Genomic DNA, 13,840 nt, shown 5'->3' with positions numbered 1-13,840 from the left:
GTCTTACTCCCTGTAGAAGATGCCTACAAGGATCAACCTTGCCACGCGGGCAAGGTCAAGCGCCAATATTTGACTCACTACAAAAACAGTGTGGGAGCGGGCTTGCTCGCGAATGCGGTGTGTCAGTCAACATCATCGCTGCATGACACACCGCATTCGCGAGCAAGCCCGCTCCCACAGTCTGGTTTTACCTAGTATTCGAGGGCGGCAGGTCGCAGGTACAAGCCTTTGGCATTTGCCGCGATCCGGTACTTGAGCACATCGCCGGCCTTGAGCGAGATCTCCTGCGCGGGCGGTGCCAGCATGCCTGCCTGGCAACCCGGCACCTGACCAGGCAACTGTTTCAGACGAATGGAAATCGTCCCGTGGGGCAGGTTGAACGAAGTGGTTTGTTCCTGCAGCAGGCGCCCAGCGAGTTGATCATTGACGTACACGCCAATCTCGCAGGGAGTCGGCACTTCCAGACGCTCGCGCGAGATGATCAGAACGGCGTAGTCCTCACCGGTCGCGTTGGCCTGGGGCAGGGCGGCAAAGAGGCTGAGCAAGCCAAACAGGCTGAAAGCTGACCAGCGCATGGCTGAATCTCCTGAATTTGAGTCATTGATGCACGCAGCTTGGCTGAGCGCGACGCCGATTGCCAGCCCGGCAGTTTACTGCAGAACTTGACCTTGCCATGGTGGCAAGCTCGACACTGCGGGCAACCTCACTCAAAGGAGTCCATCCATGCAAGTGTTCAACGTTCAAGGCATGTCCTGCGGCCACTGTGTCAAAGCCATCACCAACGCCGTGCAGGCGAAGGATCCGGCGGCCAGCGTACGGGTCGATCTGGCGGCCAAAGAAGTCGGCGTCGAGAGTTCGCTGAGTGCCGAGCAGGTGATCGAGGTGATCAGCGAAGAGGGCTACCCGGTGAAATTGGCCGGTTAACGATAGACCCCAGTGGCGAGGGAGCTTGCTCCCGCCGGGTCGCGAAGCGGCCCTTTTTTTCAATTGAAAAACACTCGGCGTGCTGCGCAGTCCAGCGGGAGCAAGCTCCCTCGCCACAGGTTTCAGGTGTAGGTCATCTGATTTCTAATAGTTAGCGAGCTATCGGAATGTTCAAGGTGTCTCAGCGCGGCTAGACTGTCGGGCTGCCGACTTCTATCCAACCTGGATGCCTGATGAACTTCCGTACCATTCTGATTCTTGGTGCCTTGAGCGCCTTCGGTCCGCTGGCGATCGACTTCTATTTGCCGGCGTTCCCGTCGATGGCGCTGGCCTTTGGCACTGATGAAAAGCATGTGCAACTGACCCTGGCGGCCTATTTCGCCGGTCTGTCGATCGGGCAGTTGCTGTATGGCCCGGTGGCCGACCGGTTTGGGCGGCGCCTGCCGCTGTTGGTCGGTGTCGGCCTGTTCACCCTGGCCTCGCTGGCCTGTGCCTACGCACCGAATCTGGAATGGCTGATCGGTGCGCGTTTCGTTCAGGCGCTGGGCGGCTGCGCGGGGATGGTGATTTCCCGGGCGGTGGTCAGTGATAAGTGCGATGCGGTTGGTTCGGCGAAAGTCTTTTCGCAACTGATGCTGGTGATGGGGCTGGCGCCGATTCTCGCGCCGTTGCTCGGCGGTCTGCTGGTCAACACCACGGGCTGGCAGTCGATCTTCCTCGCACTGACGGGCTTCAGCGCACTGGCCGGCCTCGCTGTGGCGTTGGGGCTGCCGGAAAGTCTGCCGGCCCATGTGCCGCGCCAGCCATTGTCCGGTGCGTTGCGCCAATACGGCCGGTTGTTCGGCGACCGGGTGTTTCTCGGACACGCCCTGACCGGTGGGATTGCGGTCGCCGGGATGTTTTCCTATATCGCCGGTTCGCCGTTCGTCTTCATCAAGCTCTACGGCGTACCGGCCGAGCATTTCGGCTGGCTGTTCGGCACCAATGCGGCGGGTTTCATTCTGGTGGCTCAGGTCAATGCGCGGCTATTGGCCAAGCGCGGTCCGGCGTTTCTGCTGGCACGGGCGGTGTGGGTGTATCTGCTGGCCGGGGTTTCTTTGCTCGCGGTCAGCTCGCTGCACACCGAAGCGTTGTGGCCCCTGTTGATCCCGTTGTTCGTGTGTATCGCCAGCCTCGGCTGCATCCTGCCCAACGCAGCGGCGTGTGCAATGAACGGCCAGGGTGCGCGTGCCGGTAGTGCGTCGGCACTGATGGGCTGCCTGCAGTTCAGCGTGGCTTCCGGCGCGGCTTCGCTGGTGGGCGTTCTGCACGATGGCAGCGCCATGCCGATGGCCATGGTCATCAGCCTGTGCGGGTTGCTGGTGGTGAGCGTCGCGATGTACACCCGGCATTTGCAGAATGCCCGGGCGTTGGCGCAAGCACAGGCCGAAGCCTGACTGCCTCAGCCGACGGCGCGTTGCTGTCCGGGGTCGGGAATCCGATGGGGCGCGTGCAGGCGCGCTTCGAGGGTGCGGGTGAAGGCGAGCGCCTCGGCTTCACTGCGAAAGGTCACGGCGTGCTGGTCCAGGCGAACCTGCCATTGGGACTTTGCCACTTCTTTTATCAGGATCTTCATTACTGACCTCCCTTGTGTAAAAGATGCATCGCAGAGGCTTCGAGTGTAGACCTGAATACGATCGGATTTGTGACAACGATCAAGCATCTGACTGACGGCAAAAAATAGCGCCAGCCCTTGAAAGGGCTGGCGCTGATTACGACGTCCGGGTTTTCAGAAACTTTCTAAAACAATTTTGCCCTTGGCCTTGCCGCTTTCCAGCAGCTCATGCGCCCGGCGCAGGTTCGCCGCGTTGATCGTGCCGAAATGCTCGCCGACGGTGGTCTTCAACGTCCCCGCATCAATCAGCTCGGCCACGCGGTTGAGCAGCTTGTGCTGCTCGATCATGTCCGGTGTTTCGAACAGCGAGCGGGTGTACATGAACTCCCAGTGCAGCGACAGGCTCTTGCGCTTGAGCTGGCTCACGTCCAGCGACTTCGGATCGTCGATCAGCGCGAGTTTGCCTTGCGGGGCCAACGCCTCGACCAGTTGCTCCAGGTGCAGATCGGTCTGGGTCAGGCTGGCGACGTGGGTCACGTGATCGATGCCGGCGCGTTTCAGTTCCTCGCTCAACGGCTGGCTGTGGTCGATCACCAGGTCGGCACCCAGCTCGGTCACCCAGTCGCGAGTCTGTGCACGGGACGCGGTGCCGATGACCTTCAGGCCGGTCAACTGGCTGGCCAGTTGGGTGAGGATCGAACCGACGCCGCCAGCGGCGCCGACGATCAGCAGGCTTTGACCTTCATCGGTCTTGCCCTCACGTATCTGCAGGCGTTCGAACAGCAGTTCCCACGCGGTGATCGCGGTCAGCGGCAGTGCAGCAGCTTCGGCGAAGCCGAGGGATTTGGGCATGTGGCCAACAATGCGCTCATCGACCACGTGCAGCTCGCTGTTGCCACCGGCACGGGCGATGGAGCCGGCGTAAAACACTTTGTCGCCGGCCTTGAACAGCGTCACTTCACTGCCGACGGCCTTGACCACACCGGCGACGTCCCAGCCCAGTACTTTTGCTGCGCCGTTTTCCGGCGCCACGTTCTGCCGCACCTTGGTGTCGACCGGGTTGACCGAGATGGCTTTGACTTCCACCAGCAGGTCGCGCGGGCCGGCGACCGGCTCCGGCAGTTCGATGTCTTGCAGGGATTTTACGTCGCTGATCGGCAGGGAGGCGTAATAGGCGATGGCTTTCATGACTTGCTCCGTAACGGTAATAGAAGAAGGGCTCAGGCGATGGTGCCAAGGCGTTTCAATTGGAAGTGTTCGATGCAGTGGCCGGCGGCGGCCTGGAAGTTCTGAAAATGCGCGCTGGCGTTGTGCGCCGAAAGGATTTCCTCGCTGGCCCAGTGTTCGATCACATAAAAGGTCAGCGGATCGGCCAGGTCGCGATGCAGGTCGTACTGGCTGCAGCCTTCTTCGGCGCGACTCGGCTCAACCAGTTCGCGCAGGGCGTTTTCGAGGGTGTCCTGCTGGCCGGGTTTGGCGATCAGGGTGGCGATGGCGGTGAATGCTTGGGACATGTGCGGCTCCAGTCGCGGGATAAATTTGCTTGAACCCATCATTGGCTATTTCTCGGCGCGATAAAACCGGCTAAAAGAGCAGTCTCTTTCAATATTTTTTTGATAATCGAGGCTGAGAATGCTGCGTTTCGACGATTTACAGTTGTTCGTTCGCGCGGCGGATCTGGGCAGCCTGTCGGCAGCGGCGCGGGTGATGGACATGTCCGCCGCTGTGGCCAGCGCCGCGCTCAAACGCATCGAACAGCAACTGGGCGTGCGTTTGCTGGCGCGCTCGACCCGCAGCCTGCGTCTGACCGCCGAGGGCGAAGGCTTCCTCGAATACGCGCGGGCCGCGTTGAGTTCGCTGGACGAAGGCCGGCGATTTCTCTCCAGCGCGCAGGATCAGGTCAGCGGCATCCTGCAGTTGTCGGCGCCTTCGGATTTCGGGCGCAATCTGCTGTTGCCGTGGCTCGACGAGTTTCAGCGCGAGCATCCGAAGCTGACCGTGCGCCTGCTGCTCGGTGACCGGATCGCCGACCTGTTCCGCCAGCCGGTGGACATCGCCCTGCGCTATGGCGAACCCGAGGATTCGAGCCTAGTGGCCCTGCCCATCGCTCCGGACAATCGCCGCGTGCTCTGCGCATCGCCGGCGTACCTGGCGCGCCACGGCGAACCGCGTCAGCTCGAACAACTGGCGCAGCACAATTGCCTGCTGTACATGCTCGGCAGCCGCGTGCACGACCATTGGAGTTTTCATGACGGCAAACGTGAAGTCGGCCTGACGGTCAGTGGCGATCGCTTCAGTGATGACGCCGACGTCGTCCGGTTGTGGGCGGTGGCGGGGGCGGGCATCGCCTACAAATCGTGGCTCGATGTCGGCGCGGATGTGCTCGCCGGGCGCCTCAAAGTGTTGCTGCCGGAGCTGCTCTGTGAGCGTGCTCCGCTGAATCTGTTGTGCGCCCATCGCGCACAATTGAGTAAGCCGGTGAACCTTTTGAGGGAAATGCTCGCCAGCCGATGCGCCGAATTGAGTAGTCAATTTCCCCATTTCCCGAAAGTTGATCATTAGTCGCAGGCAATTAGCGAAATTTCACTCAGGAACTATCACCATTCGTGTCAGCCACGGCGCAGGAAGCAGCGTGCATCCCGCTTATACTAGCGACCGCCTCAAACCTGCACCGATAACCGGTCAGGACTGAATCCGGCCGGTTTTTCAGAGCCGGGCGAGCGCTGCACAAACGCCGCGGACACTCCATTGACGGGTGCCGCAGCACCGGCCTGGCTTGCTCCGGTTCATGGCGTTTTACCCGTCTTGGCCGATGACCCATTACTGGTCAAGATGTCTTCGAGCAGTAGACGATACGATTCAACAGGGAGTGAATACATGGAACATGCACCTTGCATCAGCCAGATCGCCACGCTGCTGGCCGACCCCAAGCGCAGTGCGATGATGTGGGCGTTGATGGATGGCTCGGCACGCCAGACCGAAGAGCTGGCGCTGCTGGCAGGGTTGTCGCCATCTTCGGCCAGTGCGCATCTGGGGCGTTTGTCCGCCGGGGGCCTGTTGAAAGTCGAGGTCCGTGGGCGCAAGCGCTTTTTCCGTCTGGCAGCCCCGGAGATCGCGGCGGCCATCGAAGCGCTGGCCAGTGCCACGATCGCCAGCGCACCGCGGGAAATTCCTCACGTATTCAAACGCTCGGCACCGAGCGCCAATCCCCGGACTGCGCCGTCTTCACTGCTGCGTGCGCGCTTTTGCGATGATCATTTGGGTGGCACGCTGGCCGCCGATCTGTATCAGCGTCTGCTCGATGCCGGCTGGCTCGAACAGATCGAGCAGCGGGTCGTGGTGACCCTCAAAGGCTCGACGCAACTGGCCAACCGCGGTGTGTTCATCCAGGCCCTCGCTCATCGCAAGGCTCAGGTGGCGTGCGCCTGTCCGGACTGGAGTGAACGTCGCCCGCACCTGGGCGGTTCACTCGGCGCGGCGGTGCTGCAACTGTTCATGCAGTCCGGCTGGCTGGTGCTGCCCAAGGACTCCCGAGCCTTGCAAGTGACCCCGGCCGGGCAGCGGGAAATCCAGCGGTTCGCCAAGGAAACCGAGCTGGAATTGGCGTAATAGAGCGTTCGCCGGCCGACACTTCGACGCTGGCGTCGCCTGTGACTGCGAACAGGTCGTATCCAGAAAAAGCGCTGAGGCGTTATCGCGCACACTCGATCCGCACACATTGCGGAGGGGATGGGCATGGATACGCGAGACTTCAGCGCGGCAGAACGCCTGGAACGGCTGCCGCTCAGCGGTTATCACCGGGTCATTTTCATCATCATTGCCCTGGCGTTCTTTTTCGACTCCATGGACCTGGCCATGATGACGTTCCTGCTCGGCTCGATCAAAACCGAGTTCGGCTTGAGCAGTGCACAGGCTGGCCTGCTCGCCAGTTCGAGTTTTTTCGGCATGGTGCTGGGGGCGTCGTTATCGGGGATGCTCGCCGATCGTTTCGGGCGTAAACCGGTGTTTCAGTGGAGCATCGTGTTGTGGGGCGTGGCCAGTTATCTGTGTTCGACCGCGCAAACGGTCGAGAGCCTGACGCTGTTCCGGATCCTGCTGGGGATCGGCATGGGCATGGAGTTTCCGATTGCACAGTCGATGCTTTCGGAGTTGATCCCGGCGCAGCGGCGCGGGCGCTACATTGCATTGATGGACGGTTTCTGGCCGCTGGGTTTTGTTGCCGCCGGGGTGCTGTCGTACTTTCTGCTGCCGCTGATTGGCTGGCGCGATATCTTCCTGGTATTGGCGGTGCCGGCGGTGTTTGTGCTGGCGATCCGTTTCTTTATCCCCGAATCACCGCGCTGGCTGGAGCAAGCCGGACGCCATGAGGCGGCGGACAAGGTCCTGAGCGCAATAGAGACGCGCGTGCGCACGTCGCTCGGGGGGGCGACGCTGCCGGAGCCGGTGCGCCTGCCAAGAACAGTGACGCCGCCGGGCAACTTCTTCTCGGCGCTCAAGCAGATCTGGTCGCCGCAATATCGCCAGCGCACCACGATGATCTGGAGCCTGTGGTTTTTCGCTTTGCTCGGTTTCTACGGGCTGACATCGTGGCTCAGTGCGTTGTTGCAACAGTCGGGTTTCGCCGTGACCCAGTCGGTGTATTACACCGTGCTGATATCGCTGGGCGGGATTCCCGGGTTTCTGATGGCGGCGTGGCTGGTGGAACGCTGGGGGCGCAAACCGGTGTGCATCGTGACGTTGCTCGGCGGCGGAGTGATGGCGTTTCTCTACGGGCAGAGTGCGGTGTTCGGCGGCAACGTCGCCTTGCTGATCAGCTCGGGGCTGCTGATGCAGTTTTTCCTGTTCGGCATGTGGGCGGTGCTCTACACCTACACGCCGGAGTTGTACCCGACTTCGGCGCGGGCCACAGGCTCGGGCTTTGCCTCGGCGATTGGCCGTGTCGGCTCGTTGCTCGGGCCGCTGGTGACCGGGCTGGTGTTCCCGATTACCGGGCAAGGCGGAGTGTTTGCGCTGGGCGCGCTGTGCTTTGCGATTGCGGCGGGGGTGGTGTGGCTGTTCGGGATGGAGACGCGGGGCAAGACGCTGGAAGAGCTGACTGAAGCAGAGATCGCTGGCTGAACACAGCACCCTGTGGGAGCGGGCTTGCTCGCGAAGGCGGTGTGTCATTCAACCAATATGTCGACTGACACACCGCTTTCGCGAGCAAGCCCGCTCCCACAGGGGATTTGCTTTGTACTTACGGTTTTACCAGACGCGCATCCAGGCTGTTCTGCGCCAGGCGCTTGGCCTGATCCTGGGTCATGCCCAGGTGTTCATGCAGCGCATGGAAGTTCTCGGTGACGTAGCCGCCGAAGTACGCCGGGTCATCGGAGTTGACGGTGACCTTCACCCCACGCTCTAGCATGTCGAGGATGTTGTGCTGCGACATGTGATCGAACACGCAGAGCTTGGTGTTCGACAGCGGGCACACGGTCAGCGGGATCTGCTCGTCGATGATCCGCTGCATCAGGCGCTCGTCTTCGATGGCGCGTACGCCATGGTCGATGCGCTGGATTTTCAGCAGGTCGATGGCTTCCCAGATGTACTCGGGCGGGCCTTCTTCACCGGCGTGGGCAACAGTCAGGAAGCCTTCGTGGCGGGCACGGTCGAACACACGCTGGAACTTGCTTGGCGGGTGACCCATCTCCGAGCTGTCGAGGCCGACGGCGACAAACGCATCACGGAACGGCAGCGCCTGATCGAGGGTTTTCTGTGCTTCGTCTTCGCTCAGATGACGCAGGAAGCTCAGGATCAAACCGCTGGTGATGCCCAGTTGCTGTTCGCCATCCTTGAGTGCCGCAGCGATGCCGTTGAGCACCACTTCGAACGGGATGCCCCGGTCGGTGTGGGTCTGCGGGTCGAAGAACGGTTCGGTGTGAATCACGTTCTGCGCTTTGCAGCGCAGCAGGTAGGCCCAGGTCAGGTCGTAGAAGTCCTGCGAGGTGCGCAGCACGTCGGCGCCCTGGTAATACAGGTCGAGGAATTCCTGCAGGTTGTTGAAGGCGTAGGCCTTGCGCAGGGTTTCGACATCGCTCCACGGCAGGGCGATCTTGTTGCGTTCGGCCAGGGCGAACAGCAACTCAGGCTCTAGCGAGCCTTCCAGATGCAGGTGCAGTTCGGCCTTGGGCAGGGCGTTGAGCCAATCGTACATATTCTTTTCTCATCAGGTGCAGATGGCGGCCATTCTACAGATGCGCGCCGAAACAATTGGCAAAACCTGACCAAGCGATCCATCACACCGCTTGCGGCTCGCGCCGATAGGCGTAGGTATCGGCGAAGCGCGACAGCAGGAATTCGGCGCAGGTGGTGGTCGGATATTTCGCCGGATGCTGTGCGTCCTGGCAACCGGGAAGGCATTTGATGCGGGTGTCCGGGTGCGGCTCGGCGAAGAACGGCATTGAATAGCGATCCACCCCCAGCGGGCTGATGACCCGGTGCGGCGTCGAGCGATAACGGTCGTTGCTCCAGCGCGCCATCATGTCGCCGAGGTTGACCACGAAGGTGCCGTCAATCGGTGGCGCGTCGATCCATTCACCGTTGATGTTCTTCACTTGCAGGCCGCCGGCGCTGTCCTGGTAGAGCAGGGTGATGCAGCCGTAATCGGTGTGCGCTCCGGCGCCTTGCTGTTCGGCGCTGCTGGCGGTGTGGCGTGGTGGGTAGTGGATCATCCGCAGTACGCTGACCGGCTCAACGAAGCGCGAATCGAAGAAGTCGCGTTCGATCCCCAGCGCAATCGTCATCGCCCGCAGCAGGGTTTGCGCGAGCGCCTGCATGTCGAGGTAATGCTGCTCCATCAGCGCTTCCCAGCCTGCTTGTGCCGGATGACGATTCGGCCCGCGCAGCGGTTTTTCCGCGAGCACCTCGGGATGATCCGCCGGCAAGTGCAGGCCCATGTCGAAGGTTTCCTTGAGGTCGCTGGGTTTGTCCGGGTCGAGCTGTTCGGTGGCGATGGCGCCGTAGCCGCGATGGTGGCGGGTCTGGGTGATGTCGATCCTGAGTTTTTCTTCGGTCGGTTGCGCAAAAAAACGCTGGGCGTGGTCGAGCAGCGAGTTGATGCGCTGTGCGGAAATCGGGTGGCCCTTGATGTAGAAAAAGCCCCATTCGCGGCAGGCGTGGTCGATCTTCGCGGCGACGGCGGGCCAGGCGTTTTGGTCGTCGTTATAGAGCGGGCTGATGTCGATGATCGGGAGCTGATCCATACACAATCCTTGAGAACACTGAAGATCCAAATGTGGGAGCGGGCTTGCTCGCGAAGGGGCCGTGTCAGTCGATACATGCGTTGGCTGATACACCGCTTTCGCGAGCAAGCCCGCTCCCACAGGGGAATGGTGGTGGGGCCGGAATTACTTCGGCATCTCGGCCTTCATCCCTTCCACGTAATAGTTCATCGACGCCAGTTCCGCATTCGTCGCACTCACACCTGCCGGGATTTTCTCCACGCCGGCCTGATCCTTGATCGGCCCGGTGAACGGTTGCAATTTACCGCTCTTGATGTCGGCGATGATCTGCTCGGCCTCGGCTTTCACCGGTGCCGGCACCAGATCACTGATCGGCAGTTCAACCGTGCCTTCCTTCAGCCCGCCCCAGTAGTCCTGGGATTTCCAGCTGTGGTCGATCACGCTCTGGGTCGCCTGAATGTAGTGCGGTGCCCAGTCGTTGACGATCGAAGTCAGCACCGCTTTCGGGCCGAAGTGCGCCATGTCCGAGGCGTAACCCACGGCGTACACGCCACGCCGTTCGGCGGCCTGAATCGGCGCCGGGCTGTCGGTGTGCTGGAACACTACGTCCACACCCTGATCGATCAGGGCGTTGGCGGCGTCGGCTTCCTTGCCCGGGTCAAACCACGAGTTGACCCACACCACTTTGATCTCGGTGCCGGGGTTGTACTTGTTCAGCGCCAGCTGGATGGCGTTGATATCGCGGATCACTTCCGGAATCGGGAACGAGGCGACGTAACCGACTTTCTTGCTCTTGGTCATCTTCGCCGCGAGGAAGCCGCCGACGTAACGACCCTCGTAGGTGCGCGCCAGATAGGTGCCGAGGTTCTTGTCCTGCTTGTAGCCGGTGGCGTGTTCGAAGGTGACCTTGGGAAACTGTTTGGCGACTTTCAGCGTCGGGTTCATGTAGCCGAAGGAGGTGGTGAAGATCAGGTCGTAGTTGTCCTTGGCCATGTTGCGGATTACCCGCTCGGCGTCGGCGCCCTCGGCCACGTTCTCGACGTAATTGGTGCTGATCTGCGCGCCGAATTTCTCCGCCAGTGCCTTGCGCCCCTGTTCATGCTGATACGTCCAGCCGTGGTCGCCGATCGGGCCGATGTAGACAAAACCGACCTTCAGCGGATCGGCAGCGCTGGCGCTCAGGCTGATCCCCAGACCGATGGCGGCGCACAGCAGTTTGTGCAGCGGACGTATTTGCATGAATTGGAGCTCCATTTTGTTGTGTGTGGTCAGGGGCAATGCAAATTGCTGACCAACAGGACAACAAACAATCCAAAACCGAAGTGCGGCCTTCGCGAGCAAGCCCGCTCCCACATTGGAATGCGATTCCCTGTGGGAGCGGGCTTGCTCGCGAAGAGGCCGGCAGGAACGATAAAAGTGCATGCCTGAAACCCGCTGCAATCGGTTGGTGCGCTAAGGTGTAACGAAACGTTAGCGCCGCGCCGCAGTCAGTAGCTCATTCGAATCTCTCGGCAAAAAGGCCCGCCATGCTCACGATCCTCAAGCAAGAAAGCTTTCTGCTGCTGGCGGTGATTGCCGCGTGCATCGCTTATCCGCTGGAACACTGGATGCTCCACAGCGGCCAGATCGTCGCGCTGGTCTGCGGTCTGGTGCTGATCGCCTTCATCGTCGCCGCCTCGATGCGCGTCGCCCATCATGCCGAACTGCTCGCAGAAAAAGTCGGCGACCCCTACGGCACGATGATCCTGACCCTCGCTGCGGTGCTGGTGGAAGTGGTGATCCTGGCGATCATGATGAGCAACGAGGCGTCCGCCACGCTGGTGCGGGACACGATCTATTCGGCGGTGATGCTCGACATCAACGGCATCCTCGGCCTCGCCGCGTTGATGGGCGGGCTCAAGCACGGCGAGCAGTCGTACAACGATGATTCGGCACGCAGCTACAGCGTGATGATCCTCACCGCCATGGGCGTATCGATGGTGGTGCCGGAGTTTATTCCGGCGGCCAACTGGAAGATTTATTCAGCGTTCACCATCGGTGCGATGGTGGTGCTTTACGCGCTGTTCCTGCGCATGCAGGTCGGGCCGCACAGTTACTTTTTCAGCTACAGCTACCCGGATAAACGCCGCAAGAAAGAGCCGGTGGAAGATGAACCGAAACCGCTGAGCCTGACCTGGTCGATCGGCATTCTGGTGTTCGGCGTGGTGGTGATCGGCGCACTGGCCGAAGTGATGTCCAAGACCCTCGATCTGGGCCTGGAAGGTACCGGTGCACCGCCGGTGATCACGGCGATTCTGGTGGCAGCGATCTCCGCGGCGCCGGAGATTCTGACGGCGTTGCGTGCCGCGTTGGCCAACCGCATGCAGTCGGTGGTGAACATTGCGATGGGCGCGTCACTGTCGACGGTGATCCTCACCGTGCCGGTGATGGAAGCGATGGCGCTGTACACCGGTCAGCCGTTTCAAATGGCGATGACCCCGGTGCAGACGGTGATGATCTTCATCACGCTGATTGTCAGTGCGATCAACCTGAATGACGGCGAGACCAATGCCATCGAAGGCATGACTCACTTTGTGCTGTTTGCGACGTTTATCATGCTGTCCCTGCTGGGCCTTTAAGGACATACACAAATCCAAATGTGGGAGCGGGCTTGCTCGCGAAAGCGGTGTGTCAGGCAGGCTAAATCTGAATGACACACCGCCTTCGCGAGCAAGCCCGCTCCCACAGGGTTTAGTGTTGGGATCAGGTGCCGGCGATCAACTGCCGAGCCGCCTGGCTGTGATCGGCGATCAGGCCCTTCAGATCCAGCCCTTCAACCTGGCCATCAACGACGCGCCACTTGCCGCCAATCATCACCCGATCCGCACGATCGGCACCGCACAACAGCAGCGCCGAAATCGGATCATGGCTGCCCGAGAAACGCAGCTCATCGAGCTTGAACAACGCCAGATCCGCCTGCTTGCCCACCGCCAGCTCGCCAATGTCGGTACGCCCCAACAGGCTCGCCGAGCCTTTGGTTGCCCAGCCTAGCACGCGTTCCGGGGTGATCTTTTCCGCACCATAACGCAGACGCTGGATGTACAACGCCTGCCGCGCTTCGAGGATCATGTTCGACGCGTCGTTGGAGGCCGAACCGTCCACGCCCAGACCGAACAACGCACCGGCATCGGTCAGATCGATGCTCGGGCAGATGCCGGAGGCCAGACGCATGTTCGAACTCGGGCAATGGCAGATACCGGTGCCGGCCTGGCCGAGGCGAGCGATTTCATCCGGGTTGAAGTGGATGCCATGGGCCAGCCAGGTGCGCGGGCCGAGCCAGCCGACGCTGTCCAGATAATCCACGGTGCGCAGGCCGAAACGCTGCAGGCAGAAATCCTCTTCGTCGAGGGTTTCCGCCAAGTGCGTGTGCAGGCGCACGTCGAGTTTATTCGCCAGTTCGGCGCTGGCCGACATGATTTCCGGGGTCACCGAAAAGGGCGAGCAAGGCGCCAGAGCGATCTGGATCTGCGCACCATCGCCGCGCTCGTGGTACTCGTGAATCAGGCGCTGGCTGTCGTCGAGAATCACCTGACCTTCCTGCACGGTCTGCTGCGGCGGCAGGCCGCCGTCCTTCTCGCCGAGGCTCATCGAACCGCGTGTGAGCATGGCGCGCATGCCCAGTTCACGCACGGTTTCGACTTGCACGTCTATGGCGTTTTCCAGACCGTCCGGGAACAGGTAATGGTGGTCGGCGGCGGTGGTGCAACCTGACAGCAGCAGTTCAGCCAAAGCCACTTTCGTCGCGAGGGCGAGTTTTTCCGGGGTCAGCCGTGCCCACACCGGGTACAGGGTTTTCAGCCACGGGAACAGCGGCTGATTGACCACCGGCGCCCAGGCGCGAGTCAGGGTTTGATAGAAGTGATGGTGGGTGTTGATCAGGCCCGGCAGGATCACATGCTCGCGGGCATCGAACACTTCGTTGCACGGCGCGGACGGTTGCTGACCGGCAGCGAGCACTTCGACGATCACGCCGTCTTGCAGCACCAGACCGCCACGGGCATCAAGCGCGTTGGCCGTGAAAATGGCGAGGGGATTTTTTAACCAGGTACGGGTCGCAGGCATTGTG

General features: G+C 61.3%; 14 protein-coding genes and 1 pseudogene. 6 read left to right on the top strand and 9 right to left on the bottom strand.

Going from position 1 to position 13,840, the window contains the following annotated elements; all coding sequences use genetic code 11:
• Positions 1–191: 191 nt before the first annotated feature.
• A complete protein-coding gene (locus tag M0808_RS11730) occupies positions 192–575 on the bottom strand; it encodes a hypothetical protein (RefSeq protein ID WP_210556610.1) in 384 nt (127 codons plus the stop codon).
• 148 nt (positions 576–723) lie between these two features.
• Here M0808_RS11730 and M0808_RS11725 point away from each other — a divergent pair, with 148 nt between their 5' ends.
• Complete coding sequence (locus M0808_RS11725) at positions 724–924, top strand: cation transporter (protein ID WP_096794848.1); 201 nt, start codon at positions 724–726, stop codon at positions 922–924.
• Between the two features lie 233 nt (positions 925–1,157).
• A complete protein-coding gene (locus M0808_RS11720; RefSeq protein WP_027613631.1) occupies positions 1,158–2,360 on the top strand; it encodes a multidrug effflux MFS transporter in 1,203 nt (400 codons plus the stop codon).
• Between the two features lie 5 nt (positions 2,361–2,365).
• Here the strand turns inward: M0808_RS11720 and M0808_RS11715 are convergent, their stop codons facing one another.
• The 3 genes from M0808_RS11715 to M0808_RS11705 form a co-directional block, all read right to left on the bottom strand.
• Entirely contained in the window at positions 2,366–2,539 is a 174-nt protein-coding gene (locus M0808_RS11715; protein WP_166496092.1) for a hypothetical protein, read from the bottom strand.
• A 153-nt stretch (positions 2,540–2,692) separates the two neighbouring features.
• Positions 2,693–3,706, bottom strand: coding sequence for a zinc-binding alcohol dehydrogenase family protein (locus M0808_RS11710; protein ID WP_247841174.1), 1,014 nt, complete (start codon positions 3,704–3,706; stop codon positions 2,693–2,695).
• Positions 3,707–3,738: 32 nt separating this feature from the next.
• Positions 3,739–4,032 (bottom strand): putative quinol monooxygenase, encoded by a 294-nt coding sequence (locus M0808_RS11705; RefSeq protein ID WP_247841171.1) that lies wholly within the window; start codon positions 4,030–4,032, stop codon positions 3,739–3,741.
• A gap of 118 nt (positions 4,033–4,150) precedes the next feature.
• Here M0808_RS11705 and M0808_RS11700 point away from each other — a divergent pair, with 118 nt between their 5' ends.
• From M0808_RS11700 to M0808_RS11690, 3 genes are all read left to right on the top strand, one after another.
• Positions 4,151–5,080, top strand: coding sequence for a LysR family transcriptional regulator (locus tag M0808_RS11700; RefSeq protein WP_007962958.1), 930 nt, complete (start codon positions 4,151–4,153; stop codon positions 5,078–5,080).
• 315 nt (positions 5,081–5,395) lie between these two features.
• Positions 5,396–6,127: a helix-turn-helix transcriptional regulator gene (locus M0808_RS11695; RefSeq protein ID WP_097089938.1), complete on the top strand. Its 732-nt coding sequence runs from the start codon at positions 5,396–5,398 to the stop codon at positions 6,125–6,127.
• A gap of 126 nt (positions 6,128–6,253) precedes the next feature.
• Positions 6,254–7,636 (top strand): MFS transporter, encoded by a 1,383-nt coding sequence (locus M0808_RS11690; RefSeq protein WP_247268756.1) that lies wholly within the window; start codon positions 6,254–6,256, stop codon positions 7,634–7,636.
• A 10-nt stretch (positions 7,637–7,646) separates the two neighbouring features.
• Here the strand turns inward: M0808_RS11690 and M0808_RS11685 are convergent.
• The 4 genes and pseudogenes from M0808_RS11685 to M0808_RS11670 form a co-directional block, all read right to left on the bottom strand.
• Positions 7,647–7,736: pseudogene (locus tag M0808_RS11685) on the bottom strand (DUF4381 domain-containing protein); the annotation flags it as partial.
• Between the two features lie 18 nt (positions 7,737–7,754).
• Positions 7,755–8,708 carry an adenosine deaminase gene (locus M0808_RS11680; protein WP_003221371.1) on the bottom strand — a complete coding sequence of 318 codons (954 nt, stop codon included), beginning with the start codon at positions 8,706–8,708 and terminating at the stop codon, positions 7,755–7,757.
• A gap of 82 nt (positions 8,709–8,790) precedes the next feature.
• Positions 8,791–9,756: a 2-oxoglutarate and iron-dependent oxygenase domain-containing protein gene (locus M0808_RS11675; RefSeq protein WP_247841168.1), complete on the bottom strand. Its 966-nt coding sequence runs from the start codon at positions 9,754–9,756 to the stop codon at positions 8,791–8,793.
• A gap of 144 nt (positions 9,757–9,900) precedes the next feature.
• Positions 9,901–10,974, bottom strand: a complete 1,074-nt coding sequence (locus M0808_RS11670; RefSeq protein WP_210556602.1) for a BMP family ABC transporter substrate-binding protein — start codon at positions 10,972–10,974, stop codon at positions 9,901–9,903.
• Positions 10,975–11,261: 287 nt separating this feature from the next.
• On the opposite strand from M0808_RS11670, the gene M0808_RS11665 reads away from it, so the two are divergent.
• Complete coding sequence (locus tag M0808_RS11665; RefSeq protein WP_098967080.1) at positions 11,262–12,353, top strand: calcium:proton antiporter; 1,092 nt, start codon at positions 11,262–11,264, stop codon at positions 12,351–12,353.
• A gap of 124 nt (positions 12,354–12,477) precedes the next feature.
• Here M0808_RS11665 and M0808_RS11660 read toward each other — a convergent pair whose 3' ends face one another.
• Positions 12,478–13,836, bottom strand: a complete 1,359-nt coding sequence (locus tag M0808_RS11660; protein ID WP_003221377.1) for an 8-oxoguanine deaminase — start codon at positions 13,834–13,836, stop codon at positions 12,478–12,480.
• Positions 13,837–13,840 lie beyond the last annotated feature (4 nt).

This window comes from Pseudomonas sp. MWU12-3103b (genome assembly GCF_023100615.1).
GTDB classification, from domain to species: Bacteria; Pseudomonadota; Gammaproteobacteria; order Pseudomonadales; family Pseudomonadaceae; genus Aquipseudomonas; species Aquipseudomonas putida_A.
Note: the sequence above shows the minus strand (reverse complement) of the source record. Positions and strands in the feature narration are given on the sequence as shown.